Source organism: Cupriavidus basilensis OR16 (assembly GCF_000243095.1).
Taxonomy (GTDB): domain Bacteria; phylum Pseudomonadota; class Gammaproteobacteria; order Burkholderiales; family Burkholderiaceae; genus Cupriavidus; species Cupriavidus basilensis_D.
Window position 1 is genome coordinate 197,025 of record NZ_AHJE01000003.1, and the last position, 23,472, is coordinate 220,496.

Sequence of the window (23,472 nt, forward strand, 5' to 3'; positions counted from 1 at the left end):
GTCAGGGCTCGTTGCCGGGCGGCGGCGCGCTGGAAAGCGGCGGGCCGGACTGCCAGAAGTCGTAGAAGTTGAACCAGTTGTACGGCGCGTCGTGGCAGTGACGTTCCAGCATGCCCACGTAGCGCGCCAGCGCGGCCTGGACTTCGTGCTCGCGCTGGCCGCGCGCCACGTGCGAGAAATCCGCCAGCGTCTCGAAATGAATATCGTACCGGTTGCCGCCGCGGTACAGCCCGGTCATGAAGATCACGGGACGGCGCAGCATGGCCGCCATGCGCAGCGGGCCGGTGGGGAAGCCCGCCGGCGCGCCGAGGAAATCGCACTGCTGCACGGGATCGGTGGCGCGCTGCGAGAGCGTGCGGTCGGCCAGCATGCCGATCATGAAGCCGCGCTCCAGGTATTCGCGCACCTTCAGCATGGCATCGATGCGGCCGAGCGCAATCAAATCCTGGCGCAAGGCCGGGTTGATGGCTTCAAGCACGTCGTTGAGCTTGTGTGCGTTCTCCTCGTACATGGTGATCGCCACCCGCAGGTTGGGTCGTAGGCGGCCCACGGCGCGGATCACTTCGAAGCTGCCCATGTGCGCACCCAGCAGGAAGGCGCCACCGCCTCGCGCCATGGCTGCGTCCACCAGTTCGCCGCCATGCACGCGGATGTCGAACAGGTCGAAGCGTTCGTTGAGCAGGTAGATCCGGTCGTGGATGGTCGCGGCGAAGGTGAATACGTGCTTGAAACCGTCGCTCCAGCCGGCGTAGCGTCCCAGCACGCGGTCCAGGTAGGCGCGCGAGGCATGGCGCGCGATTGGCGAGAACAGCACGAAGTAAGCGGTGATCAGGCGCAGCGCGGCGCGCCCGAACGGACGGCCAAGCCGCAATGAGAGCCAGCTCATGATGCGCAGCAAGGTGATGTTGCTGCGCTCCTCACGGCTGGACCAGTCGGCGCTGGCGGCTTGCTGTCGCTTGGCAGGCCACGTCATGCGCCGTTTCCCCCGGACTGCGGCGCCGGCCCCGGTGGGGTCAGCGTGCCGCTTGCCACGTCACGGCCGTTGGCGTCGAGCGTGAAGTGGATGGTGCCGCGTGCATCGGTTTCATACGTGAGCGTCACCGATTCTCCGGGCGATACCGGGCTCAGGAACTTGACCGAGCCGATCTGGAAGATCTCCAGCGGTTGCGCCAGCGCCGCGCCGATCAGCATGATCGCGTGATCCAGCAGCACCACGCCCGGCACCACCGGATGGCCGGGGAAATGCCCGGCCATCGCGGGGTGATCGGGCGCGATGACGAAGCTGGCAGCAGCGCGCGCTTCGCCTTGCTCGGGGCGGTGGCCGGGTTGGTCCGCGCGCATCATGTCGTGTCGCCGTGCCGTTGGGCCGCCTGCAGTTTCACCACCAGTGGCGCCAGGATCTCGTGCGGGAGCTTGCCGGTAGCGTTGCGCGGCAGGGTATTCACGAACAGCAGCGGGCGCGGCAGGAAGGCCTGATCGATGCGTTCGCGCAGCGCTTGCTGGATCTGCGCGGCCCGCAGGCGCGGCGCCACCACCAGTGCGACCAGGCGCGGCACATGGCCCTCGGGCCGCTCGTCCGGCATGAAGAAGACGCCGTCTTCCACACCCGCGATGGCGTTGATCTGGTGATTGAGGTAAGCCAGGGAGGTGCGCTTGCCGGCGATATTGATCAGGTCCGCCTTGCGGCCGTGCAGCAGGAATCGGGTTTCGTCCAGCAACTCCAGCGCGTCGCCCATGGCAACGGGTTGTTCCACGTGGCCGCCCGCGGCCCAGATCTGTTCATCTTCTCCGGCTTCGCTGCGCGCTTCCAACTTCACCTCGGGGAACAGCTCCCAGGCGCTGGTCTGCGCGGTGCGGCGCGTAGCCAGTTGGCCGGTTTCCGTGCTGCCGTAGACCTCCATCAGCGGCGCCGCCAGGCGCGCCTCCGCTTCGCAGGCCAGCTTCTCCGACAGCGGCGCGGTGGCGGACAGGACCAGGTCCGCGTGCGGCAGCTTGCCGGGAGAAAGCAGCAGCGCGCGCAGATGGACCGGCGAGGTCACCAGCACGCGCGGGCGCGGCACGGCTTCCAGCGCAGCGCGGATATCCGCGGGGTAGAAGGTAGGCGCCGCGCTCAACGCGATGCCGCCCTGCAAGGCCAGCAATACCGTGGACTCGAAGCCGTACATATGCTGGGGCGGCACGGTGCCCACCAGCGTATAGGCGCGGCCATCCTGCAAGCCCAGCCGTGCCGCCGCGGCTCGCACATTGCTGACCAGGAAGCCCCAGGTCTTGCGGTGCGGCACCGGCTGTCCGGTCGAGCCCGAGGTGAACACATAGGCCATGACGCGCTCGCCAGGAATCGACGGTATGCGCACCTCGGCCGCGGGTGCATCGGTGGCTTGCCTGACGAACGCGGGAATGCGCAAGCGCGGCAGCGCGATATCGCAATCCGGCGTGTCGTGCAGGCAGAAGGCGTCGGGTGCGAACGAGGCAAGCTGGCGCACCATCTCCGGGGTATGGGTGGACGGCAACAGGCTGATCTTGTCGGCCAACAGCGCCGCGCACAGTCCTACCGTGAAGCAATAGCGGTCGGCGCAGACATTGAAGACATGGCCGCCCGGCGGCAACTCGGCGGCAAGCCGCATAACGTCGGCCAGGAACTGGCGCACCGTCACCGCCTGGCCGAGATGGTAGGCAATGATGCTGTCCGGCGAGGCGTGCGAAACCAGTGGAAAGGTGCGCACGATGTCGGACTGCAGATGTGCTGGGGCGGCCGGCATCAACGCGACAGCCCGGCGCGCGCGGCCATGGCCGCGCGGTAGCCCTGGATCGCTTCCCCGACGCCGGCATGGGCCAGTCCCGGGAGCGCAAAACGGCGGCAGCCCGCTTCCACCACGAACATTAGTGCCACCAGCAGCGGGCTGCACAGGTTGGCGAAGGTGGACCAGGCGGCGATAGGCGCAAGCGCGAACAGGGCCGTGGATACCGTTGCCATGACGGCAAAGAACAGCGTCCACGCCAGCGTAATGACGCGCGTGTAGCGTTTCAGCGCGGGGGAGAGCGGTCCCCGCACGATGGCGGCGAACTGGGTGCACAGCGGTAGCTGCCCGCGCCGCAAGCTACGGCCGAACATCAATCCGAGTGCGGTGTTCGCGCCCATGTGCTGCAAATAGTAGGTCCACCCGAAATGCAGCGAGAGCGGGGCGCGCAGCAGCCACAGGCCGGCACAGGCGAGTCCGAGCAAAATGAGCAGGGGGAGCCGCCAGCCGGAACGCCAGCTGAAGCTCAGTGCCAGCAGGACAAAAGGCGCGGCACCCATCAGTAAACCGGCCACCTGCGCGCCGGGCTGCTGGGCCACACGGTGCAAGGCGTATTCATACAAGGCGAAAAGTGCAGCAACGATTGCCCAACCGTGCCGGCGCAGCGGATGCTCGCCAGCCGCATGTGCTGTGCCAGGCACCCGTTTGGGTGGGGCGGTTTGGCTGCCGGTGTGGCAGTCGTCAGCCGCTCTGGTGGACACGTCGGCGGCACGGTGGGGCGCGAATGGATCACAAGATGACATGTGGGGCGCTATCTAGGTACGGGTGGCGCTCGTCTTGCCGGCTGCAAGGATCACATGCCCTGCAATGGCGCCCGACAGGACGAACCGGCGCCTGTCTGGGCACCGGGAAGCAAGACGAGAGCATATAGCGTGAAGACTGCGGAAGTGGAGCGATGATTCCGGAAGTGGTGAACAATGTTGTTACCAAACTTCTCTTTTCTAGTGGGATTTACCCCGCCTTGGTAGCATCAGCCCCAAAGACGGTGCCGAAGTATACAGTAGCAGTCTGACTTCACGCATGCCCCGGGCGGCACACGACAGTCATAGCGTGCATGCGGACCCCCCTCGATATTTCCAACGTTGCGACGATGACCGAACTGGAACATGAACTCGCCGAGTTGATCATCGGTGAACTCGATATCACCGATATCAAGCCGGAAGATGTCTCTGCGGAGACACCCCTATATGGTGACGGCTTCGGCCTGGATTCCATCGACATCCTCGAAATTGCCCTGCTGATCTCCAAGAAATACGGCTTCGAGTTGCGCTCCGATAATCCTCACAACCACGAGATTTTCGCCTCGCTCGGCAGCCTTGCCGCTTTTACGGCAGAGAATCGGTCCCGTTGAAGGCTTTGGGCCAACCGCCCGGGATGTCAGAAGCAATAGGACAGACAACGCACACCAATGTGCGGTTTCTGTACGGGTATCGCGGAAGAGGTGCCTGTGACCGTAACGAAGCAGCCGCTTGTGGGAGCGTGGATGGAGCAGCAAGAGAAGCGCAAGTTGGCGCTGGTCACCGGCGGCAGCGGGGCAATCGGACAAGCAATCTGCGTGGCGCTGGCGCAGGCCGGCCACGAGGTCTGGGTCCACGCCAACCGCAATCTTGCCCAGGCCGAAGCGGTGGCTGGAACGATTCGCGCCGTTGGCGGACGCGCGCATGCCATCGCCTTCGATGTCACCGATGCCGATGCTACTGACGCTGCATTGCGGCGCATCCTGGCCGACGGGCCGGTGCAGATACTCGTCAACAACGCTGGCATCCATGACGATGCCCCCATGGTCGGCATGACGCGCGAGCAATGGCGCAGCGTGATCGATGTCTCGCTCAACGGCTTCTTCAACGTCACCCAGCCCTTGCTGATGCCAATGATGCGCACCCGCTGGGGCCGCATTGTCAGCATGGCTTCGGTGGCGGCGCTGATGGGCAACCGCGGCCAGGCCAACTATGCGGCCGCCAAGGCCGGGCTGATCGCTGCCACGCGCTCCCTGTCGATAGAGATGGCCTCGCGCGGGGTGACCGTCAATGCCGTGGCGCCAGGCATCGTCGAGTCGCCCATGATTGGGCAGGCGTTTCCGGTCGAGCGCATCCGGCAGCTGGTGCCGGCGGGGCGGGCCGGCAGCGCGCAGGAAGTGGCGGCCATGGTCGCCTACCTCGTGTCTGACGCGGCGGCCTACGTCACAGGCATGGCCTAGGGCGGCCGCGGGATGCTAGAAGACATGATGGATAACAATGCCCATTCCAGCGCCGGTGGCGGCATGCCGGCCGCGTTGCCGGCTTGCGGCCCGCGCCAGTGCGATGTGCTGGTGATCGGCGGCGGTCCTGCCGGGTCCACCGCCGCGGCCTTGCTGGCGGAGCGCGGCTTCCAGGTCACTCTGCTGGAGAAGGCGAGCCATCCGCGTTTCCATATCGGCGAATCCTTGCTGCCCGCCAACCTGCCGCTGTTCGAGCGCCTGGGGGTGGCCGATGAAGTGCGGGCCATCTCCATCGAGAAATGGGCCGCCGAGTTCGTCTCGCCGTGGCACGAAGGCGGCCAGGCTTTCGAATTCGCCGATGCCTGGGACAAGTCGATGCCCTATGCCTACCATGTGCGTCGCTCTGCCTTTGATGAGTTGCTGTTCCGCAATGCGGCGCGCAAGGGTGCGCAGGTGATCGAGCAATGCCGGGTGAAGGAAGTGGCGTTTCTTGCGCAGGACGCGGGCGCTGTCGTGCATGCCGTGCGGGACGACGGCAGCCAGGAGGACTGGCAGGCGCGCTTCGTGGTCGACGCGTCGGGCCGCGATACGTTTCTTGCCAACCGCTTCAAGACCAAGCTGCGCAATCCCAAGCACAACAGCTCTGCGCTGTACGGGCACTTTCGCGGCGCGCGGCGTCATCCTGGCAAGAACGAAGGCAACATCACGATCTTCTGGTTCGAGCACGGCTGGTTCTGGTTCATCCCGCTCTCGGACGGGACCACCAGCGTGGGCGCGGTGACCTGGCCGTATTACCTCAAACGCCGTGACAAGCCGCTCAAGGACTTCTTCGCAGACACCATCGCGCTGTGCCCGGCGCTGGCGGAGCGCCTAGCGGATGCCGAGCTGGTAGCGGATGTGGAAGCTACCGGCAACTATTCCTACGTGACCGGGCAGACCTTCGGCCCGAACTACGTGCTGCTTGGCGACGCCTATGCCTTTATTGACCCGGTGTTCTCGTCTGGCGTGATGCTGGCCATGACCAGCGCCTTTGCCGCGGCCGATGCCATCGAAACCTGCCTGCGCCAACCCGCCAGGGCGCAGGCTGCGCTGCAGCGTTTCGACAAGGTCGTGCGCCACGGGCCCAGGCAGTTCTCCTGGTTTATCTACCGCATTACGACGCCGACCATGCGCGACCTGTTCATGGGGCCGCGCAACTTGCTGCGGATGAAAGAGGCGCTGCTGTCCGTGCTGGCTGGCGACATCTACGGCAAGACGCCGATCTGGCGCTCGCTGCTGGCTTTCAAGGTGCTCTACTACGGTGTGGCGCTGGTCAACTGCCGGCGCTCGCTGGGCGCATGGCGTCAACGCCGCCGCAACATCCGCCCGCTCGACGACACCGGTACGGTGGCCAGCTAATGAAGCGCGATGCGATGAAAGCAACACCGCTGCGGCTGGCGCAATACACGGCCGGTGCGCTGGCGGCGGCGCGGCCGGGCTGGCTGGAGGGCGCGCTGGGCGCCGTCTGGTATGGCGGCGGTGCGCCACCGCCTGGGCTTGCCGGCGCGGACTTGCCGCTGCTTCGCGTGGCCACGCCGCCGCTGGGCGAGGATCCGGTCGTTTGCGAAGTCTGGCACAGCAGCAACGCGGCCTGGGATGCCATGGCCCAGCCCGCCACCGGCCGGCACGGCGTGGTGCATTACCGCGCAGACACTACGCTGGGCCTGATGTTCGGCAGCGTCACGCTGCGCGAGGCGGATTTTGCCGGTGCATCGGGCGCCACGCTGCAGCTCGCCACCGAGCAGGCCTATCGCGACATATTCGGCCTGCTGGATGCGCAGGGTTATCCCTATCTGGTGCGGGTGTGGAACTACGTGGCCGATATCAACGCCGAAGAGTCCGGCATGGAGCGGTATCACCAGTTCAATATCGGGCGTCAGGATGCCTTCACCGCTTGCCGCCGGGAGATTGTGGGCAATGTGCCGGCGGCCTGCGCGCTTGGCACGGTGGGCCAGCCCGTGGCGCAGCGCACGTTGTCGATCGGCTTCCTGGCCAGCCCGCGGGCGCCTGTCGCGGTGGAGAATCCGCGACAGGTCAGCGCCTATCGCTACCCTGCGCAATACGGGCCGCGCAGCCCGACCTTTGCGCGTGCCGGCTTGTGGGAGGCCAGTACGTGGCCCAGTACGCAGGCGAAGGAGCAGGGCGAGCGCGCCGCGCCCGTGCTGTTCGTCTCCGGCACCGCTAGCATCGTTGGCCATCGCACCGTGCACGTTGGCGACGTGGCCGCGCAAATGCGCGAGAGCATTGCCAACATCGCCGCCGTGCTGGCGCAGGGCGCGCGCGACGGCCATCCCGGCCTTGGTTTGCCGGAACTCGCCTACCGGGTCTACGTTCGCCATCCGCAGGAGTGTGGCACGCTCGCCAGCGTGCGCTCCGAACTGGAGAAGGCAGTGGGGGCCGGCGTGCCGATCACCTACGTGCAAGCCGACATCTGCCGCGAGGATCTGCTGGTGGAAATCGAGGCATCAGCCGGCCACGGGCTGGAAGTGCTTGCGTGAGCGCGGCCAGGGAAGTGCCTTGATGCTCCGGCAACTACGCGAAACCTTGCAAGGCCAGGCCACGGTGGCGGCCGAGTACGCGGCGTTCTACGCCGGCATATTGCTGCTGGCGCTGATCTCGCTGCTATGGGCACCCTGCGCCGCGGCTTGCTATTGGCTGCTGCCGCCCGGGCTGGGGCAGCGCTTTGGCCGCTTCGTGATCATGGGCATATTCCGCTTCTACCTGGGGGCGCTGGCCGCCATGGGCGCTTGCCGCTTCGACCTGCGTGAGCTGGACAGCCTGCGCGGCGGGCCGCCCCTCGTGCTGGCGGCCAATCACCCCGGCCTGCTGGATGCCTTGCTGGTATTGTCGCGGCTGCCCGGGGCGGCCTGCGTGATGAAAGCCGAGGTGGCGGACAATCCCTTCCTCGGCGCCGCCGCCAGGCTGGCGCGCTATATCCGCAACGACACGCTGACCGGCCTGATCCGCAGTGCCGTGCAGGAACTGCGGCATGGCGGCCAGTTGCTGGTGTTCCCCGAAGGCACGCGCACCACACGCTGCCCGGTCAATGCCTTCAAGGGCGGTGTCGGGCTGATTGCCAAGCGTGCTGGCGTGCCGGTGCAGACGCTGTTTATCGAGACCGATTCGCCATTCCTGGGCAAGGGCTGGCCGTTTTTCCGCAAGCCCGATATGCCGGTCTGCTATCGCGTCCGGCTGGGCCGGCGTTTCGATCCCCCAGACAGCGACCGCGGGTTCATGGCCGAACTGGCGCAATATTATGAGGCGGAGCTGTCATGCCCGGAGATGGAGCCTCTGCGTCCCGGCACGGCTGGCTGAGCTGCGGTGCACCACGTCTGAGCGGCCGGGTTTACGTGGTTGCCGCGCACGCCCCGGTTATTGTTTTTTCACTGTTTCCAGATTCATTTTCAGATTCACCTTCGCATGACTAAGCCTTCCACCACTCATCTCGTCCTGATTCCCAGCTATAACCCGGGGTCCAAGGTTCGTGACACTGTGCGTGAGGCGCGGCGCCACTGGTCGCCGGTATGGGTGGTGGTGGATGGCAGCACCGACGGCAGCACCCAGTGGCTGCAGCAGGAGGCGGCGGCCGACCCGGGCCTGCGCGTGCTTGTGCTGCCCCGCAACCAGGGCAAGGGCGCGGCGGTGCTGCACGGGCTGGAGCAGGCCGCCGCGCAAGGGTTTACCCACGTGCTGACCATGGATTCCGACGGCCAGCATCCGGCCGGCCTGGTCGCGCCCTTCATGGCGGCATCGCAACGCGACCCGCGGGCCATGGTGCTCGGCCGTCCGGTCTTCGATGCCAGCGCGCCGAAGGTGCGGGTCTACGGGCGCCGTATCTCCAACGCCTGGGCCAACCTGGAAACGCTCTGGGCCGGCATCGGCGATTCCCTCTATGGCTTTCGCGTTTACCCGATCGCGCCGCTGCGTGCCGTCATGCACAAGCAGCGCTGGATGCGCCGTTTCGATTTCGATCCCGAGGTGGTGGTGCGCATGTGCTGGCAAGGCGTGCGGCCGCTGAACCTGGATGCGCCGGTGCGCTATTTCAGCGCCGGGGAAGGCGGCGTATCGCATTTCAACTACGTGCGCGACAACCTCTTGCTGAGCGGGATGCACGCGCGCCTGCTGGCCGGCTTCCTGCTGCGCCTGCCGTTGCTGGTCTGCCGCCGGCTGTGTGCCCGGGATGGCACGGCTTCCCGCATTACTGCGCCCTAACGGCGCCCGGATGGGGCATCTTGCCGCCCGCCGATGGCGTTTGCTTGCCGTCGGGCGTGGCCGGCCATGCATGCTTCGGCTCGCCTTCGGGTAGACTGACCACCGAGTAAGTTCCGCCCATGCAGCCGGCTAATCGAGATACCAGTCTTGCAAGGAGAAGTCCCCCATGCATGCAGTTCCGTTGCTAGATAGCAGTGCCAACGATAGCGATAGCCCCACCGAAGTCCCGCTGCGCGACCTGCGCCGCGTCACCATTCATCCCGATCACTGGTATCCCCTGGCCTGGTCGCGCGAGGTCAAGCGCGGCAAGGCGCATGGCGTGCGCTGCCCGGGAAGCCGATCGTGCTGGTGCGCACGGAGTCCGGCGCGGTGTTTGCGCTCGAGGATCGTTGCGCGCACCGGCAGGTGCCGTTGCACGCAGGCGTGGTCGACGGCGAATCGATCCGTTGCTGCTATCACGGCTGGACCTATGACTGCACGGGCCGCTGCATCGATGTGCCTTACCTGGGCCGCGAGCGCCTGCCCAACGGCGTGCGCTCCTACCCCTGCCGCGAGGTGGAAGGGCTGATCTTCGTGTTCCCCGGCAGCGCGGTGCTGGCCGACGAAACCCCGTTGCCCAGCCTGGGCTCGGTGGCCAACAAGGCCTACAAGACGCGCCGTTTCGGCCGCGAGGTCAAATGCCATTACTCGTTCATGCACGAGAACCTGATGGACATGAACCATCAGTTCCTGCACCGGCGGCAGATGGGCCAGATGCGCGCCCGCTCGCTGGGCCGCCGGCGCGGCGACGGATGGGTCGAGGTGGACTACACCTTCGCTCGCGAGCAAGGCAAGCAGCCCGTGGGCGAAGCGCTGGTGTTCGGTGGCGGCAGCAAGGGCAGCAAGGGCGGGCAGGGCGGCAAGGACGTGATGACGGTCCGCACCCTGTATCCCTACCAGACGCTGCAGATCCGTACCTCGGATGGCACGCTGGTGATGGACCTGTGGATCGTCTACGTGCCGCTCGACGCCGAGCAGCGTACCAACCGCACGTTCGGGCTGCTGTCGATCAAGAAACCCGGCATTCCCGGCATTCTCGATCTGGCATGGCCGCTGCTGGTGTGGTTCACCGAGCGGATCTTCAAGGAGGACCGCTGGATCGTCGAGAGCGAGCAGGCGGCGCATGACAAGCAGGGCGCGGACTGGAACCAGGAGGTGTTCCCGGTCATCAACGAACTGCGCGACCTGCTGCGCGAGTGCGGCGTGCCGGAAGCGCGCGCCGGGAGTTGACGGCGGCTAGCGGATAGCGGATTGGTGGATTCGCGGACAGGCTGACGGCTATTGCGAGAACCGGCTGCGCTCGTCGCGCTCGAGCGCGGAGCAGGCTGTCCTGAGGATGGCCGAGAAACGCGTCTGACAGACAGCAAGGCCTTGCCGATCGAGTTCGCATGGAGCTCGCGCCGCTCGCCGGCAGTGGCGATATAGCGGATCGCGTGCGGGGATTCGAGCACGTCCAGGTACACCACCCATCTGCCTTCATGCAGCTTGCCGATCACCACGGTCTCGCCCGTGGCGGCGCGCAACTCGTTCATGGTGCCGTGCACGCGGTCCAGCACCGGGTCATGCCGCGCGATCTGCTGCGCCATGGCCAGCAGGCGGCCCGTGGGGTAATAGCCCTGGCGGCGCCCGGTCTCATACAGATAGCCCAGCGAGGTCAGGGTGCGGATCAGCGCCAGGCAGCTCGATGCTGGCACCGCCAGCAACCGGGCCAGCTCCGAGAGCGACAGCGCGCGCCGCTCGCGCGCGAAGGTTTCAATGATCTCAAGCACGCGCAACGCCGTCTTCACGTTCATCGGCGGCGCCTTGTTGTCGTTGGCGGTCATGGGTGGGGCAGGCCCGGATCGGTCGGAAGAGAAGCACTCATCATAATCGATAGCGCCAAGGCAGACGGCGCGGCCCGCCCGATGCCGGGGCTCAATAGCTCACGTTCAGCCCAAGCCGGAAGCTGCGCGGCGTGCCGTAGAACGCCTGCGAGCCGTCGGGTGCGAAAGCCCCGGGTATCGCCACGGCCAGGTTGTCCTGCTTGACCGAGCAGAGCGCGCCACTGACATTGAGATTCGGAAATCCCGGTCGGGAAAGATGCCGCATCGGTTGCAGCGTCTCAGTATCCCTGATGCGCGAGATTGGAGAATCTGCCGGGGATTATTGGGAAATATCCGATTTGTGGCGAAGAAGGCGCTGTTACTCTGCATGCGAAGGCTACTGAGACGCTGCGGACCGGCTGAAACAGTTGACTAGTTTTTTCATAGGGATAAAATAACTTTCACAAACATGAAAAACAGTCCGGACCAACTGGCTCCTTCCCGGGGGAGCTGCTGCGCCGGCATGGAGACCGCAATGACCACTCCGTCGTCCTTACCGAGCTATTTCGTCAGGGCCGAAGACGTACCCGGCTACCACCCGGCCAATCATGTCGGCACGTTGAACCGCCGCATCATCGGCCGCGAGAACGTCGGCGCCACCCAGCTTGAGGTCATCCACGGCACCATCGAGCGCGGCAAGGGTGCTTTGCCCCACGCACATCCCGGCATCGAGCAGGTCTGCTATGTGCTGGAGGGCAGGGCACGCGCCGAGGTGAACGGGCAATCGCGCGAGCTTGGGCCTGGCGATTGCTGCTTCTTCCCAGCCGAGGCCATGCATGTGTTCACGGTGATCAGCGACGAGCCCGTGAAGCTGCTGGTGATCTACGCCCCGCCTTACGAGGAAGCCCCGGAGCGCGTGATCCGTCCCGCCTGAGGATGGCTGCCAATCGCTGCCAATAGTTGCGTGTTGCCGCCATTCCGCCCCGGCGGGGCGGCACCCGATATGACGTTTGTTGCTCAAGCCTGGTAGGAGATTTCGATGACACTGTCTTCCCGACGCCGTTTGCTGGTGTGCGCCGCTATCTGGAGTGCCATGCCGGCATTGGCATGGAGCGGCACCTATCCGAGCAAGCCGATCCGCATGGTGGTGCCTTACGCGCCGGGCGGCGCCTCCGACGTGGTGGCGCGGCTGGTTTCGCAGAAACTGGCGGAGGCCTTGAAGCAGCCGGTGGTGGTGGAGAACCGCCCCGGCGCCAACGGCATCATCGGCACCGACGTGGTCGCGCGTGCCGCGCCCGATGGCTACACGCTGCTGCTCAATACGGCCGGCGCGCAGACGCTGAGCCCCGTGCTGTACAAGGCCGGTTACGAGCCGCTGAAGAGTTTCGCGCCCATCAGCCTGATCAGCAGCATCGGCTTTGTGATGGTGGTCCACCCGTCGGTGCCGGCCAAGACCGTGCAGGAGTTCATCGGGCTGGCACGTGCCAAGAGCCGTCCGTTGAGCTTGTCGGCCGGCAGCAGCATGATCGAGCTGATCGGGGAGACGTTCAAAACCACCGCCGGCACGCCGGACGTGGTCAGCGTGTCGTATCGCGGCACCGGCCCGCAGATGCAGGCCGTGGTCGCGGGCGAGGTCGACATGACCATCGATCCCTTCAATTCGATGGCGATGATCCGGGCCGGCAGGCTGCGCCCGCTGGCCGTGCTGTCGCCCAAGCGCTCGCCGGCGCTGCCCGATGTGCCGACCATGCAGGAAGCCGGGATCCAGGGCATGAACTTCAATTCATGGGCCGGCCTGCTGGCGCCGGCCGGCACCCCGAAGGAAATTGTCACGCGCCTGAACCAGGAAATCGTACGGATCGTGGCGATGCCGGATATCAAGGAGCGCCTCGCGGCCATCGACTATGAGGCCGTTGGCAGCACGCCCGAACAGTTCGCCACCATCATTGCCGATGACGCCGCGCGCTGGGCCAAGCTGGTGAAGGACACGAACTACAAGGAAAAGACCGCGCCATAACACGGCGCGGCAGCTAGTCCCATCGCAACGGCAAAGCGGATCCATCACAGAGATCGCTAGCCAGGAATACAGGAGACAACCCTATGCCAAGCCTCATCACGCTGCTGCGCGCGGCGCTGCCATTGCTGACCCTGGCCGCGGCGCCGTTCGCGGCCGCGGCCGACGCCTATCCCAGCAAGCCGATCCGCATGGTGGTGCCGTTCGCCGCCGGCAGCGGCACCGACGCGGTGGCCCGCATCACCGCCAAGGAGCTCGGCGACGCGCTCAAGACCAATGTGGTGGTGGATAACCGCCCCGGGGCCAACGGCGCGATTGCCGCCGAGATCGTCGCGCAGGCCGCACCCGACGGCTACACGCTGTTCATGACGACCAACACGACGCATTCGGCCAATCCTTCGCTGATGAAGAAGCTGCCGTACGACCCGATCCGCGACTTCACGCCGGTGGCGCGCATGGGCAACTTGCCGTTCATGCTGGTGGTCAACCCGAAGCTGCCGGTCAAGACCGTAGCGGAGCTGATCGCCTACGCGCGCACGCATCCGGGCATGTCTTACGCCAGCGGCAACAGCACCGGGATCGTGTCGGGTGCCACGCTCGGGCGCATGGCCGGGCTGGACCTGCTGCACGTGCCCTACAAGAGCACGCCGCCCGCCATGACCGATGTGATCGCGGGGCAGGTACCGATGATGTTTGTCGACGTGGCGGCCGGGATCGCCAACGTCAAGGCGGGCAAGCTGCATGCGCTGGCGGTGACCACGGCGCAGCGCAGCCGCCTGCTGCCGGACCTGCCGCCGCTGGCGGACACGCCCGAGTTGAAAGGCTTCGATATTACCTCCTGGAACGGCGTGTTCGCGCCGGCGAAGGCGCCGGCCGACGTGGTCGACCGGCTTAACCGCGAACTGTCGCGCATTGCTGCCAGCAAGGAGGTCGCCCCGCGCTTCGAGGCGCTGGGCTTTGAGGCATTCGGGCAATCGCCCAAGCAGTTCTCCGGCTTCGTGGCCGGCGAACTGGTCAAGTGGACCAAGCTGGTCAAGGACGCAGGCATCCAGCCGGAATGAGGTAGGCATGAACTTTGAAAGAACCCCCGAGCAGCGCGCCATTGTCGAGGCGGTGACGCAGCTGTGCAGCGACTTCGGCGCCGACTACTGGTCGGGCCTGGATGACGAAGGCAAGTTTCCCCACGCGTTCCATCAAGCCATGGCGCAGGCGGGCTGGCTCGGCATCGCAATGCCGGAAGCGTATGGCGGCGCCGGGCTTGGCATTACGGAGGCGGCGCTGATCATGCAAACGGTGTCGGCGTCCGGCGCGGGATTTTCCGGCGCGTCGGCCATCCACATGAATGTGTTTGGCCTCAACCCGGTCGTGGTGTTCGGCAATGACCGCCAGAAGGAGGCGGCGCTGCCGCCGCTGATCGCAGGGACGCAGAAGGCCTGCTTCGCCGTGACCGAGCCCGACGCTGGCCTGGACACCACCCACCTCAAGACCCAGGCCGTGCTGTCGGCGGATGGCGGCAGCTATCGCGTGGACGGCCGCAAGATCTGGATTTCCACCGCGCAGGTGGCCGATCGCATGCTGCTGCTGGCGCGCACCACGCCGCTGGACAAGGTAGCCAAGCCGACGCAGGGCCTGAGCCTGTTCTATACGGCGCTGGACCGCAAGCATATCGAGGTGCGCGAGATCCACAAGATGGGGCGCGCCGCGGTGGACTCGAACATGCTCTTCATCGACGGGCTGACGGTGCCGGTGACCGACCGCATCGGGGACGAAGGGCGCGGGTTCGAGTACATCCTGCATGGCCTCAATCCCGAGCGCATCCTGATCGCGGCCGAAGCCGTCGGCCTTGGCGCGTGGCGCTGGAAGCGGCAACGCGCTATGCGAAGGAGCGCACCGTGTTCGGGCGCCCGATCGGCCAGAACCAGGGCATCCAGCATCCGCTGGCGCAAGCGTGGATGGCGCTGGAGGCCGCCGACATGATGGTGTGGAAAGCCGCCTGGCTGTACGACAACGGCAAGCCCTGCGGGGCAGAAGCCAATACCGCCAAGTACCTCGCGGCGGAGGCCGCGCACCAGGCCTGCCAGACCGCGGTCCTGACGCTGGGCGGCATGGGCTACGCGCGTGAATACCAGGTGGAGCGTTACCTGCGCGAGTCGTATATCCCGCGCATCGCCCCGGTCAGCGCGCAGTTGATCATGTGCCATATCGCCGAGCGCGTGCTGGGTTTGCCGAAGTCATATTGAACTCGTTCTTGATGCAATGCCCGCCAATCCGCCCGGCGGCGCTGCCATTCTTTCAGCGATGAAAATAATAAAAAACGCGCCGCATCTTCATACGGCGCGTTTTTTTAATCTGAGTAATTGACTGCTGCTTACTTGCCCAGTTCGTGACCGATGATGCCGCCCGCCACCGCACCGCCGATCGTGCCCGCGGTGCTGCCGTGCGTCAGTTCATGGCCCGCCACGCCGCCAGCCACGGCGCCGGTAGCGGTACAACCGTTCAACCCGAACAGAAGCGTTGCGCTCGCGATGAGCGCGCTTGCCAGTCTCAACATAGTGGTCTCCTACATGCTTGATGCTGCTGGCGGCGTCAACGGGCGCGCCTGCCATGCTTACAAGATAGCCGGGGCACCACGCCCCCCCCCCAACCGGGGCGGCCTCTGATATGGATGTAGGAATTGGATGACGCCGCGAGCGCGGCGTCAGGAAGGGGGCAACCGGGAAAAGGGCGGCAGGGCAGCAGGGCGGCAGAACCGCTGGCGGCGCAGGCAGCACACCTGCCCGGCAGCCATTCGGCCAGCGCAGGATCAGCGCAGGCGCTTGATCAGCGAGGAAGTATCGGCACGGCCACAGCCGTCTTGCTGCAGGTCCGCATAGAACTGATCGACCACGGCGGTGACCGGCAGGCTGGCGCCATTGCGGCGCGCTTCGTCCAGGCACAAGCCGAGGTCCTTGCGCATCCAGTCCACCGCAAAGCCGAAATCGAACTTGTCTTCGATCATGGTCGGGCCGCGGTTTTCCAGTTGCCAGGAGCCGGCGGCACCCTTGCTGATCACGTCCAGCACCACCTTCATGTCCAGGCCCGCGCGCTCGCCAAAGGCGATGGCTTCGGACAGACCCTGCAGCAGGCCGGCGATGCAGATCTGGTTGACCATCTTGGCCAGTTGGCCCGCGCCGGAGCCGCCAATGCGGGTGACGGCGCGCGCATATGCGCCCAGCACCGGCTCCACCCGCTCGTACACGGCCTCGTCGGCGCCGCACATGATGGTCAGGATGCCCTTTTGCGCACCGACTTCGCCGCCCGAGACAGGCGCATCGACAAAGTGCAGCCCGCGTTCAGCGGCAGCGGCATACAATTCGCGCGCCACATTGGCACTGGCGGTGGTGTGGTCGACAAACACGCAGCCTGCCGGTGCGTTGCCATAGGCGCCATCCTTGCCGGTAAGCACCGAGCGCAGGTCATCGTCATTGCCCACGCAGGAGCAGACCACTTCGGCGTCTTGCGCGGCCAGCGCAGGCGTGGCGGCCGACTTGCCGCCAAATGCCGCGACCCACTGCTCGGCCTTGCCGGCCGTGCGGTTGTAGACGGTGACCTGATGGCCCTTGGCGGCGAGATGGGACGCCATGTGGTAGCCCATGACACCCAGGCCGATAAATGCAACGCGCATGCTTTGAAAACTCCGAAGCCCGCGTTTGGCAGCGGGTATGTGGTTTGGCCAGGTGGGCAGCCCACCGAAGCCGGGAATGCTGCCATTCTTGCACTGCAACGTCAACAAGCGTCGCCATGGGTGATTGTTGCGCGCACGCGCTTGTCGGGGCCAGCGAGGCGGCGACAAGCCTCGGCGCAAGCTGCGTTCGCTGACCACCGACGATGTGGCAGCCGGCCGCGGCGCGATGCCACCGTGTTGCCTGGCGTCGTCATCACGCAGCAGGCGGCGGATGGCCCGGCTGCCTGGCAGGCCGGCGCGGCCGGCTATTCGAACGACACCTGGCCTGAACCGGTCCGGCTGACGGCACGCTGGTGCGGCTTGCCGGCAACGACGATGTCGCCCGATCCCGTCAGCGCCACGCTGGCGGCATCCGACGCGTAGCCGAGGAGACGGCCTGAGCCGCTCAACTGCGCGTCCAGCCTTTGCGCGTGCAAGGCGCTGGCGTCCACCTCGCCGGAACCAGAAATGGCGGCGCGCACGCTGCCGACCGTGCCCTCGGCAATGATCGAGCCGGAGCCGGACAGGCGCAGGTCGATGGAGGCCTCGTGCAGGCCGGACGCGCGCAGGGTCCCGGCGCCGGGAATGCTGACCGCCTGGAGCGAGGGCCCGGTAATGGCAACCGTGAGCGGCGCGGCGAGCACGACCGGCGCGCTGAGGCTGATCGTCAGCCTGCCGTCGGTCAGGGTGGTGAGCACCAGCGGCAGGATGTCCTCGGGCGCGGTGATGGCAACGGAGTAGGTGCGCGAAGCCGAGAACACCGCATCGACCGGGGCGTTGAGTTGCAAGCTGGAGAATGCGCCGACCATTCGCTGCTCGGTCTTTCCGGGGGCCGTGCCCTTGGTGGCGTCATGGGAAGTCACCACCTGGCCATTGACGATGACGACACTGCCGCCGGATATGCCTGATGCGGAAATGCCGCTCTGGTTGATGACCACGGTGCTTGGCTGGGCCAGCGCCGCGCCGGCAAGGCAACTGCATGCCAGGCAGGTGGCGCATAGCGGGTGGATGTAGGTCATGGCGATCCTTCAGGCTGGCCAGGCTCCTGGTGGAACGTGTATTTGTCCTTGCCGGTCCTCTTTGAATCATAGAGTGCTTCGTCGGCTTTGATGAGCGCTTTGGGGAGCGTATCGCCGTCGACCAGGCGGGCCACGCCAATGCTGATTGTCACGGGGTGCTCCGAGGGCATGTCCCGGACGCTGCGGCACAGCAGGCCGATGCGGATTTCCGTCTCGGCGCGCGTCATCCCTTTGAGATAAATGCCGAACTCTTCTCCGCCCAGCCGTGCGTACTGGCAATCTTCCATCACCAGCTGGATCCGCGCGGCCACGTGCCTGAGCACTTCGTCGCCAATATCGTGGCCGTAGCGGTCATTGACCTTCTTGAAATTGTCGATGTCCACCATTGCCAGGTAGTGGTCCTGCTCGGCGGTGGCGCGCGGCACCAGGCTGCCTGCGTTGAGCATGAAGGCACGGCGGTTGGGGATGTCGGTCAGCGTATCGACATAGGCTTGCTGCAGCAAGGTCTTGGCCATGACAAAGTTCTGCACCTTCGCGCGCCACAGCGTGACGAAGGTGTACGCCGTAATGCCGCTGAAGTAGAGGGAGTAGCAGAGCACCATGATGCCCTTGAGCTCCATCAGGTCATGCGCAGGCATGATGGGAAACAGCAGGGCCCAGGTCACGGCGAAGACACTGAAGAACGCCCTGGGGCTCAACGGGAGCCTGGAGGCGCCGAACAGTACGCTGGCTGCCACCAGTATCGACCAGATCGCACGGGTGTCGTCCGGCATGCTCTCAAGCACGAGGCGCCCCCCCACGCAGAAGGCAACCACGAAGCCGAAGTTGAGAAACTGGAACTGTTGCGCACGCTGGATGAAGGGTACGGCCACGGTCAGCGCCGACAGCAGCGCAAGGTGGAGGATCGAGTTGATCGTGAAACCCTGGCCGCCCTTGAAGCTGACCAGCAGATCGAATACGAGCCAGATTCCCACGCTGGCGGCGAAGGTCATCAGGCAGAGGCGATGCAGCCGCTCGAACTCATGCTGGGCGAACTCCGCTTGCAGCGGCGCCGACACGGGCTTGTTCAGTAACCCTGATTCGACGGTTCGAAACATGATTCGACTTGCCTTTGAAGGATCAGATGGTCTGGTGCCTGGGCTTGCTCAGGCTCAGGCCGGTGGCAGGGCCGTGCAACGAATCCAGCGGCAATCATACAAGGACTTGAGGCATGCCGGCGCCGGGCAAAACCGGTTTCAGACGGGCGTTTCAACGCCCGCTCCGGGCACGGCGCGGGCCGCCCCTTTTTGTCGCCGCCCTTGGTGGCGCGGCGCTCACACGCTGCATGGCGAGGTTCCCTGTGTCGGGTCCCGATGCCTATGCTAGAGGTGGCGGTGGATCGCTTCGGCTGACGTAGCGGTCGACGCCGGAGTCGGGTATCCCATGCCAAACAGCACGATGCCCGGCGCTCGCCAGTGCCGGAATATACGATGCGGCGCGGGCGGTTCGTACGATTCGCGCTGGCAGTCGAGTAGGAGGAAACATGAGAACGCTGGGCTTGCTGTTCGCCACCACGTTGGCGATGGCGTCGCCGTTGCACGCATACGCAGCGGGTTGCCAATATGACATGCAGTGCAAAGGGGAGCGCATCTGCCAGAAGGGCCAGTGCGTATCTCCGGATGACGATGACCAGAGCGTCGACCAGTCCGTCAAGCCACCAGCCTCTCGTATTGCTCCCGCTCCGGTGCCTGCCGCCAGCCAGTTGCCCGCGTCCTCCCGCATGGCGAAGAGCGCGCCGCCCGCAACACCGGTTCCGGGCGAGCCGCGCTTTTGCTGCACGGTAGCGGGCAGGCTCAAGCTATATAACAACGCAGCGTTCGACCCGGATACCATCGTCGGCGACGCTTGCCAGGGCATGACCAACTCGGGCAAGCCTGTGCCCGGCACCGCCTGCCAATGACGTGGCATGAAGCGCCATGCAAGCGCTGATCCGGGCTTACCGGATCAGCGCTTTTTTGATTCGCGCCATGGCTTCTTGCTGTTGCCTTGTGGATGGCACGGCGAACGCCATCCCTCGCCAATCCGCATGTGGATTGTCCTGCCCAGTGGTGAAATGGAATTCGAAGCTTCAGACGGGGAGCGCCGGGCGCCGGCTCTATTCGGCTGGCTTGGCGGGCTCCACGGCCGGCTCCACAACGTCGGCCGGTGCCGTCAGCAGCGCAGTCTTGCGCGGCGCGGCTTCGGCGGTTGCTTCCGGCGGCAGCTTGCTGCCTGGCAGGCAGGCCGCGACCCAGCCCGTCATCGCCGCGCCCATGGTGGGCAAGCCGTTGCCGTACTCCGGCAGGAAATCCCGGCCCATCAGGCACCATTGAAACGGATCCTGGCCGCCGATCGCGTCGAAATGGCGTTGGACGTCGGCGGAGAAATCCGCGTTCGCGCCAAACACGATCTCGATCAAGCTGTGGGTGTAGGCGGCAATGTGCTGCGCCATCACGTCGGCCAACTCGGGCCGGAAGGTGGTGAAGCTGAAGGGTTGCGCAGCCGCCTCGCGCAAGTAGTCGGTGCTCTCGGCGATGAGCGTTCTTGCCGTTTGCAGGTTCAGCGCGCCGATTTTTCTGCGCCACCTGGGCCCAAGGGCTTGCCAGGCCAAAATCGATGACCGGGTAAGGCAGAGGCGCCTCGACGTGTTCAGCGTGAGAGGGGGTAGCCATGAGCGTCTCCGATGTTTCATGACGACGCAACACGTCCGAAGGGATTTCGCCGGTGGCAATCGTCACTTGCTGCGCCGCAGCATCGCGCTAGTCATCATAGGCGCAATCATCGGGGTGTCAAGGCGTGAAACGGCAGGCGCCCGCTCCGTCACATGAGGGCGGGGCGGGCATCTTGCTTGCGGGGCCGGGCGGTGGCGGGGCCGCTTACTCCGGCTTGACGCCCGCTTCCCGGATCACCGCGGTCCATTTCGCCAGCTCGGATTTGATGCGGGCCTGCGCCTGCGCTGGTGTGGTCCAGGTTGCGATGGCGCCTTGCTTGAGCAGGGAGGCCTTGACGTCGGGCTCGGCGAGGATCTTCTTGAGCTCGGCGTTGAGCCGGTCCACCACCGGTGCCGGGGTGCCGGCCGGGGCCACGATGCCAAACATGGAGTTGACCTCGAAGTCCTTCAGGCCCGCTTCATTGGCCGTTGGCACGTCGGGCAGCGCCGCCACCCGCTCGCTGGTGGTAACGGCGAGCGCGCGGATCTTGCCGCCTTTCACGTAGGACTGAGCCGCCGGCACGGTCTCGACCATGCTGAGCACCTGCCCGCCGATCAGGTCGGTCATGGCGGGGCCGCTGCCTTTATAGGGCACGTGCAGCATGTCCACGCCGGCCATGCGCTTGAACATCTCGCCGGCCAGGTGCTGGGGCGAGCCGTTGCCGGCGGAGGCAAAGGTGATCGCGCCGGGCGTGGATTTTGCCAGCGCGATCAGCTGTGGCAGGCTGTTGGCCTTGACGCTGGGATTGACCACGAACACCAGCGGCACCGTGCCAACGATGGCCACCGGGGCGAAGCTTTTCTCGATGTCGTAGGAGACGCGGTTCTTGTACAGCGCCGCATTGATTGCGTGGCTGGTCAGCGCCCCCATCAGCAGGGTATAGCCGTCGGACGGCGACTTGGCGACCAGCTCCGCCCCGATATTACCGGCGGCGCCAGCCCGGTTGTCGACCACGACCTGCTGGCCCAACGCGGTAGACAGGTGCTGCGCCAGGGTGCGGCCGATGACGTCGGTGGCACCACCCGGCGGGTAGGGCACGACGAGCCGGATTGGCTTGGTGGGATAGTCAGCGGCAGCGGCCAAGCCAGGGAAGGCGGCTGTGCCTGCCAGCAGGGCGCCGGCGAGCGCGCGGAGGATCAGATGGCGCCTGGGCGCGGAAACGCGCGTGCGCGCGGGGCGTCGAATGCCGGTCATGGGGGAATCTCCTGCGCCGGGTTGGTATGGATGGGAAGGCACAGCACTGCTGTGCAGCGCGGGACGCCCGGCTCGTCGCCATGGCAGAGTGTAGGGGCCGTCTCTTGATAGAAGAATCAGAAGTTTTCTATCGACTGATCTGAATTTTCAATTAAAGGTGAGAGGCTTAATTTTCCGTTGCGGCGGGGCGGCAAGGCCAGATATGATACCTGTCTCGATTATCAATAATATTATTGGAGATATGTATGGCCGGCTCCCACGATTCCCCTAAGGACCCTTCTGCCTCGGCACAGGCCGGCCAGGACACCTTCGAGCCGGCGCAAGACGCCGAGAGCGGCCTGGGCAAGGGCCTGACCAACTATGGCGACAAAGGCTTTTCGTTGTTCCTGCGCAAGGCCTTTATCAAGGCCCGTCAAGCGCGGGGTCATGCTGGCGGGCGGCCTGCCGGTGGACTTTCCCACCATCTCCGTGCATGAGAGCTTCTCGGCACCCACCAGCATGTACCTGCGCAACCTCATGTCGATGGACACCGAGGAAATGATCCGCGCGCAGCCCATGGACGCCGTGGTGCTGATTGGCGGCTGCGACAAGACCGTGCCCGCGCAACTGATGGGAGCGGCCTCAGCCGGTGTGCCGGCGATCCAGTTGGTCACTGGCTCCATGCTGACCGGATCGCATCGCGGCGAGCGCGTGGGCGCGTGCACCGATTGCCGCCGCTACTGGGGCCGCTACCGCGCCGAGGAGATCGACGCGCCCGAGATCGCCGACGTGAATAACCAGCTGGTTGCCAGCGTGGGCACCTGCTCGGTGATGGGCACCGCCAGCACCATGGCCTGCCTCACCGAGGCGCTCGGCATGATGGTGGCCGGCGGCGCATCGGCCCCGGCGGTCACGGCCGACCGCGTGCGGGTAGCCGAGCGCACCGGCACCACCGCCGTGGCCATGGCCCGCTCCGGCCTGACGCCGGACCGCATCCTTACCGGCCACGCGATCGAAAATGCCATCCGCGTGCTGCTGGCCATCGGCGGGTCCACCAACGGCATCGTGCACCTGACCGCCATCGCCGGTCGGCTGGGCATCGACATCGACCTGGCGGGGCTGGATCGCATGAGCCGCGAAACGCCGGTACTGGTGGACCTGAAGCCCTCGGGCCAGCACTACATGGAAGACTTCCACGCGGCGGGCGGCATGCCTGCGCTGCTGCGCGAGCTGCGTCCGCTGCTGCATCTCGATACGCTCACGGTCTCTGGCCGCACGCTGGGCGAGGAACTGGACGCCGCGCCCGCGCCTTTCGCGCAGGATGTGATTCGTCCGTTCGACGCACCGATCTATCCCGTAGGCGGCCTGGCCGTGCTGCGCGGCAACCTCTCGGACGGCCGCATGAGCGGGACCGCGGCCGGCACCATCGTGCTGCACGTAACGCCGGAAGCCGCCATCGGCGGCCCGCTGGCGCACGTGCGCAACGGCGACCGCATCCGCCTGTCGGTGGCGCGGCGCGAGATCTCCCTGCTGATCGACGACGCAGAGCTGGCCCGCCGCGCCGCCGAGCACCAGGTGGTGCGCCCTTCTGCCGAGCGCGGTTACCGCAAGCTGTTCCTGGCCACGGTGACGCAGGCCGACCAAGGGGTGGACTTCGATTTCCTGCGCGCCGCGCAGACCCACCAAACCGTGCCGCGCAAGTCCTGAGCACCCTGCCATGGATCGACCAACCCGTGCCGGAACGCGC

The 23,472-nt window shown here is 65.9% G+C and carries 19 protein-coding genes and 5 pseudogenes; 13 read left to right on the top strand and 11 right to left on the bottom strand.

The window, feature by feature from the left end; all coding sequences use genetic code 11:
• Nucleotide 1: 1 nt before the first annotated feature.
• The 3 genes and pseudogenes from OR16_RS01750 to OR16_RS01760 all read right to left on the bottom strand — a co-directional run bounded on the left by OR16_RS01750 (nucleotide 2) and on the right by OR16_RS01760 (nucleotide 3,361).
• A complete protein-coding gene (locus OR16_RS01750; protein WP_006156251.1) occupies nucleotides 2-973 on the bottom strand; it encodes an acyl-CoA synthetase in 972 nt (323 codons plus the stop codon).
• Nucleotides 970-2,723, bottom strand: a pseudogene (locus tag OR16_RS01755) (AMP-binding protein). The gene OR16_RS01750 and the pseudogene OR16_RS01755 overlap by 4 nt, the downstream one beginning before the upstream one ends.
• Before the next feature lie 35 nt (nucleotides 2,724-2,758).
• The gene (locus OR16_RS01760) at nucleotides 2,759-3,361 is read right to left on the bottom strand and encodes a hypothetical protein (RefSeq protein WP_006156252.1); all 603 of its coding nucleotides are present in this window, start codon (nucleotides 3,359-3,361) and stop codon (nucleotides 2,759-2,761) included.
• A gap of 527 nt (nucleotides 3,362-3,888) precedes the next feature.
• On the opposite strand from OR16_RS01760, the gene OR16_RS01765 reads away from it, so the two are divergent.
• The 7 genes and pseudogenes from OR16_RS01765 to OR16_RS01795 all read left to right on the top strand — a co-directional run bounded on the left by OR16_RS01765 (nucleotide 3,889) and on the right by OR16_RS01795 (nucleotide 10,515).
• Nucleotides 3,889-4,149 carry a phosphopantetheine-binding protein gene (locus OR16_RS01765; RefSeq protein ID WP_006156253.1) on the top strand — a complete coding sequence of 87 codons (261 nt, stop codon included), beginning with the start codon at nucleotides 3,889-3,891 and terminating at the stop codon, nucleotides 4,147-4,149.
• Between the two features lie 132 nt (nucleotides 4,150-4,281).
• On the top strand, nucleotides 4,282-4,995 hold the full coding sequence (gene fabG / locus OR16_RS01770; protein WP_006156254.1) for a 3-oxoacyl-ACP reductase FabG: 714 nt from the start codon (nucleotides 4,282-4,284) through the stop codon (nucleotides 4,993-4,995).
• 63 nt (nucleotides 4,996-5,058) lie between these two features.
• Nucleotides 5,059-6,393 carry an NAD(P)/FAD-dependent oxidoreductase gene (locus OR16_RS01775; RefSeq protein ID WP_043418059.1) on the top strand — a complete coding sequence of 445 codons (1,335 nt, stop codon included), beginning with the start codon at nucleotides 5,059-5,061 and terminating at the stop codon, nucleotides 6,391-6,393.
• Nucleotides 6,394-6,407: 14 nt separating this feature from the next.
• On the top strand, nucleotides 6,408-7,532 hold the full coding sequence (locus OR16_RS01780; RefSeq protein WP_081488636.1) for a hypothetical protein: 1,125 nt from the start codon (nucleotides 6,408-6,410) through the stop codon (nucleotides 7,530-7,532).
• A 22-nt stretch (nucleotides 7,533-7,554) separates the two neighbouring features.
• Nucleotides 7,555-8,349 carry a lysophospholipid acyltransferase family protein gene (locus OR16_RS01785; protein WP_006156257.1) on the top strand — a complete coding sequence of 265 codons (795 nt, stop codon included), beginning with the start codon at nucleotides 7,555-7,557 and terminating at the stop codon, nucleotides 8,347-8,349.
• A 105-nt stretch (nucleotides 8,350-8,454) separates the two neighbouring features.
• Nucleotides 8,455-9,246, top strand: a complete 792-nt coding sequence (locus OR16_RS01790; RefSeq protein WP_043417973.1) for a glycosyltransferase family 2 protein — start codon at nucleotides 8,455-8,457, stop codon at nucleotides 9,244-9,246.
• 166 nt (nucleotides 9,247-9,412) lie between these two features.
• Nucleotides 9,413-10,515: pseudogene (locus OR16_RS01795) on the top strand (Rieske 2Fe-2S domain-containing protein).
• 125 nt (nucleotides 10,516-10,640) lie between these two features.
• Here the strand turns inward: OR16_RS01795 and OR16_RS40700 are convergent.
• Together OR16_RS40700 and OR16_RS43930 are read right to left on the bottom strand one after the other, a co-directional pair.
• A pseudogene (locus OR16_RS40700) lies at nucleotides 10,641-11,078 on the bottom strand (IclR family transcriptional regulator); the annotation flags it as partial.
• Nucleotides 11,079-11,199: 121 nt separating this feature from the next.
• Nucleotides 11,200-11,373 carry a hypothetical protein gene (locus OR16_RS43930; protein ID WP_158001319.1) on the bottom strand — a complete coding sequence of 58 codons (174 nt, stop codon included), beginning with the start codon at nucleotides 11,371-11,373 and terminating at the stop codon, nucleotides 11,200-11,202.
• A gap of 249 nt (nucleotides 11,374-11,622) precedes the next feature.
• On the opposite strand from OR16_RS43930, the gene OR16_RS01805 reads away from it, so the two are divergent.
• The 4 genes and pseudogenes from OR16_RS01805 to OR16_RS01820 all read left to right on the top strand — a co-directional run bounded on the left by OR16_RS01805 (nucleotide 11,623) and on the right by OR16_RS01820 (nucleotide 15,341).
• The gene (locus tag OR16_RS01805) at nucleotides 11,623-12,021 is read left to right on the top strand and encodes a cupin domain-containing protein (protein WP_006156261.1); all 399 of its coding nucleotides are present in this window, start codon (nucleotides 11,623-11,625) and stop codon (nucleotides 12,019-12,021) included.
• A 105-nt stretch (nucleotides 12,022-12,126) separates the two neighbouring features.
• The gene (locus OR16_RS01810) at nucleotides 12,127-13,104 is read left to right on the top strand and encodes a Bug family tripartite tricarboxylate transporter substrate binding protein (RefSeq protein WP_043417977.1); all 978 of its coding nucleotides are present in this window, start codon (nucleotides 12,127-12,129) and stop codon (nucleotides 13,102-13,104) included.
• Nucleotides 13,105-13,187: 83 nt separating this feature from the next.
• Nucleotides 13,188-14,162: a Bug family tripartite tricarboxylate transporter substrate binding protein gene (locus OR16_RS01815; protein ID WP_006156263.1), complete on the top strand. Its 975-nt coding sequence runs from the start codon at nucleotides 13,188-13,190 to the stop codon at nucleotides 14,160-14,162.
• Nucleotides 14,163-14,169: 7 nt separating this feature from the next.
• Nucleotides 14,170-15,341 (top strand): annotated as a pseudogene (locus OR16_RS01820) (acyl-CoA dehydrogenase family protein).
• A 128-nt stretch (nucleotides 15,342-15,469) separates the two neighbouring features.
• Here the strand turns inward: OR16_RS01820 and OR16_RS01825 are convergent.
• From OR16_RS01825 to OR16_RS01840, 4 genes are all read right to left on the bottom strand, one after another.
• A complete protein-coding gene (locus tag OR16_RS01825) occupies nucleotides 15,470-15,652 on the bottom strand; it encodes a glycine zipper 2TM domain-containing protein (protein ID WP_006156264.1) in 183 nt (60 codons plus the stop codon).
• Between the two features lie 252 nt (nucleotides 15,653-15,904).
• Complete coding sequence (locus tag OR16_RS01830) at nucleotides 15,905-16,804, bottom strand: NAD(P)-dependent oxidoreductase (protein WP_272942816.1); 900 nt, start codon at nucleotides 16,802-16,804, stop codon at nucleotides 15,905-15,907.
• Between the two features lie 266 nt (nucleotides 16,805-17,070).
• Nucleotides 17,071-17,823 carry a GIN domain-containing protein gene (locus tag OR16_RS39435; protein WP_006156267.1) on the bottom strand — a complete coding sequence of 251 codons (753 nt, stop codon included), beginning with the start codon at nucleotides 17,821-17,823 and terminating at the stop codon, nucleotides 17,071-17,073.
• Nucleotides 17,820-18,920, bottom strand: coding sequence for a GGDEF domain-containing protein (locus tag OR16_RS01840; protein ID WP_043417979.1), 1,101 nt, complete (start codon nucleotides 18,918-18,920; stop codon nucleotides 17,820-17,822). The genes OR16_RS39435 and OR16_RS01840 overlap by 4 nt, the downstream gene beginning before the upstream one ends.
• A 425-nt stretch (nucleotides 18,921-19,345) precedes the next feature.
• Here OR16_RS01840 and OR16_RS01845 point away from each other — a divergent pair, with 425 nt between their 5' ends.
• Nucleotides 19,346-19,762 carry a hypothetical protein gene (locus OR16_RS01845; RefSeq protein WP_006156269.1) on the top strand — a complete coding sequence of 139 codons (417 nt, stop codon included), beginning with the start codon at nucleotides 19,346-19,348 and terminating at the stop codon, nucleotides 19,760-19,762.
• Nucleotides 19,763-19,957: 195 nt separating this feature from the next.
• Here the strand turns inward: OR16_RS01845 and OR16_RS43935 are convergent, their stop codons facing one another.
• Nucleotides 19,958-20,356, bottom strand: coding sequence for a hypothetical protein (locus OR16_RS43935; protein ID WP_158001320.1), 399 nt, complete (start codon nucleotides 20,354-20,356; stop codon nucleotides 19,958-19,960).
• 361 nt (nucleotides 20,357-20,717) lie between these two features.
• Nucleotides 20,718-21,746, bottom strand: a complete 1,029-nt coding sequence (locus OR16_RS01855; RefSeq protein WP_006156271.1) for a tripartite tricarboxylate transporter substrate binding protein — start codon at nucleotides 21,744-21,746, stop codon at nucleotides 20,718-20,720.
• A gap of 245 nt (nucleotides 21,747-21,991) precedes the next feature.
• Here OR16_RS01855 and OR16_RS01860 point away from each other — a divergent pair.
• Nucleotides 21,992-23,432, top strand: a pseudogene (locus OR16_RS01860) (dihydroxy-acid dehydratase).
• Nucleotides 23,433-23,472 lie beyond the last annotated feature (40 nt).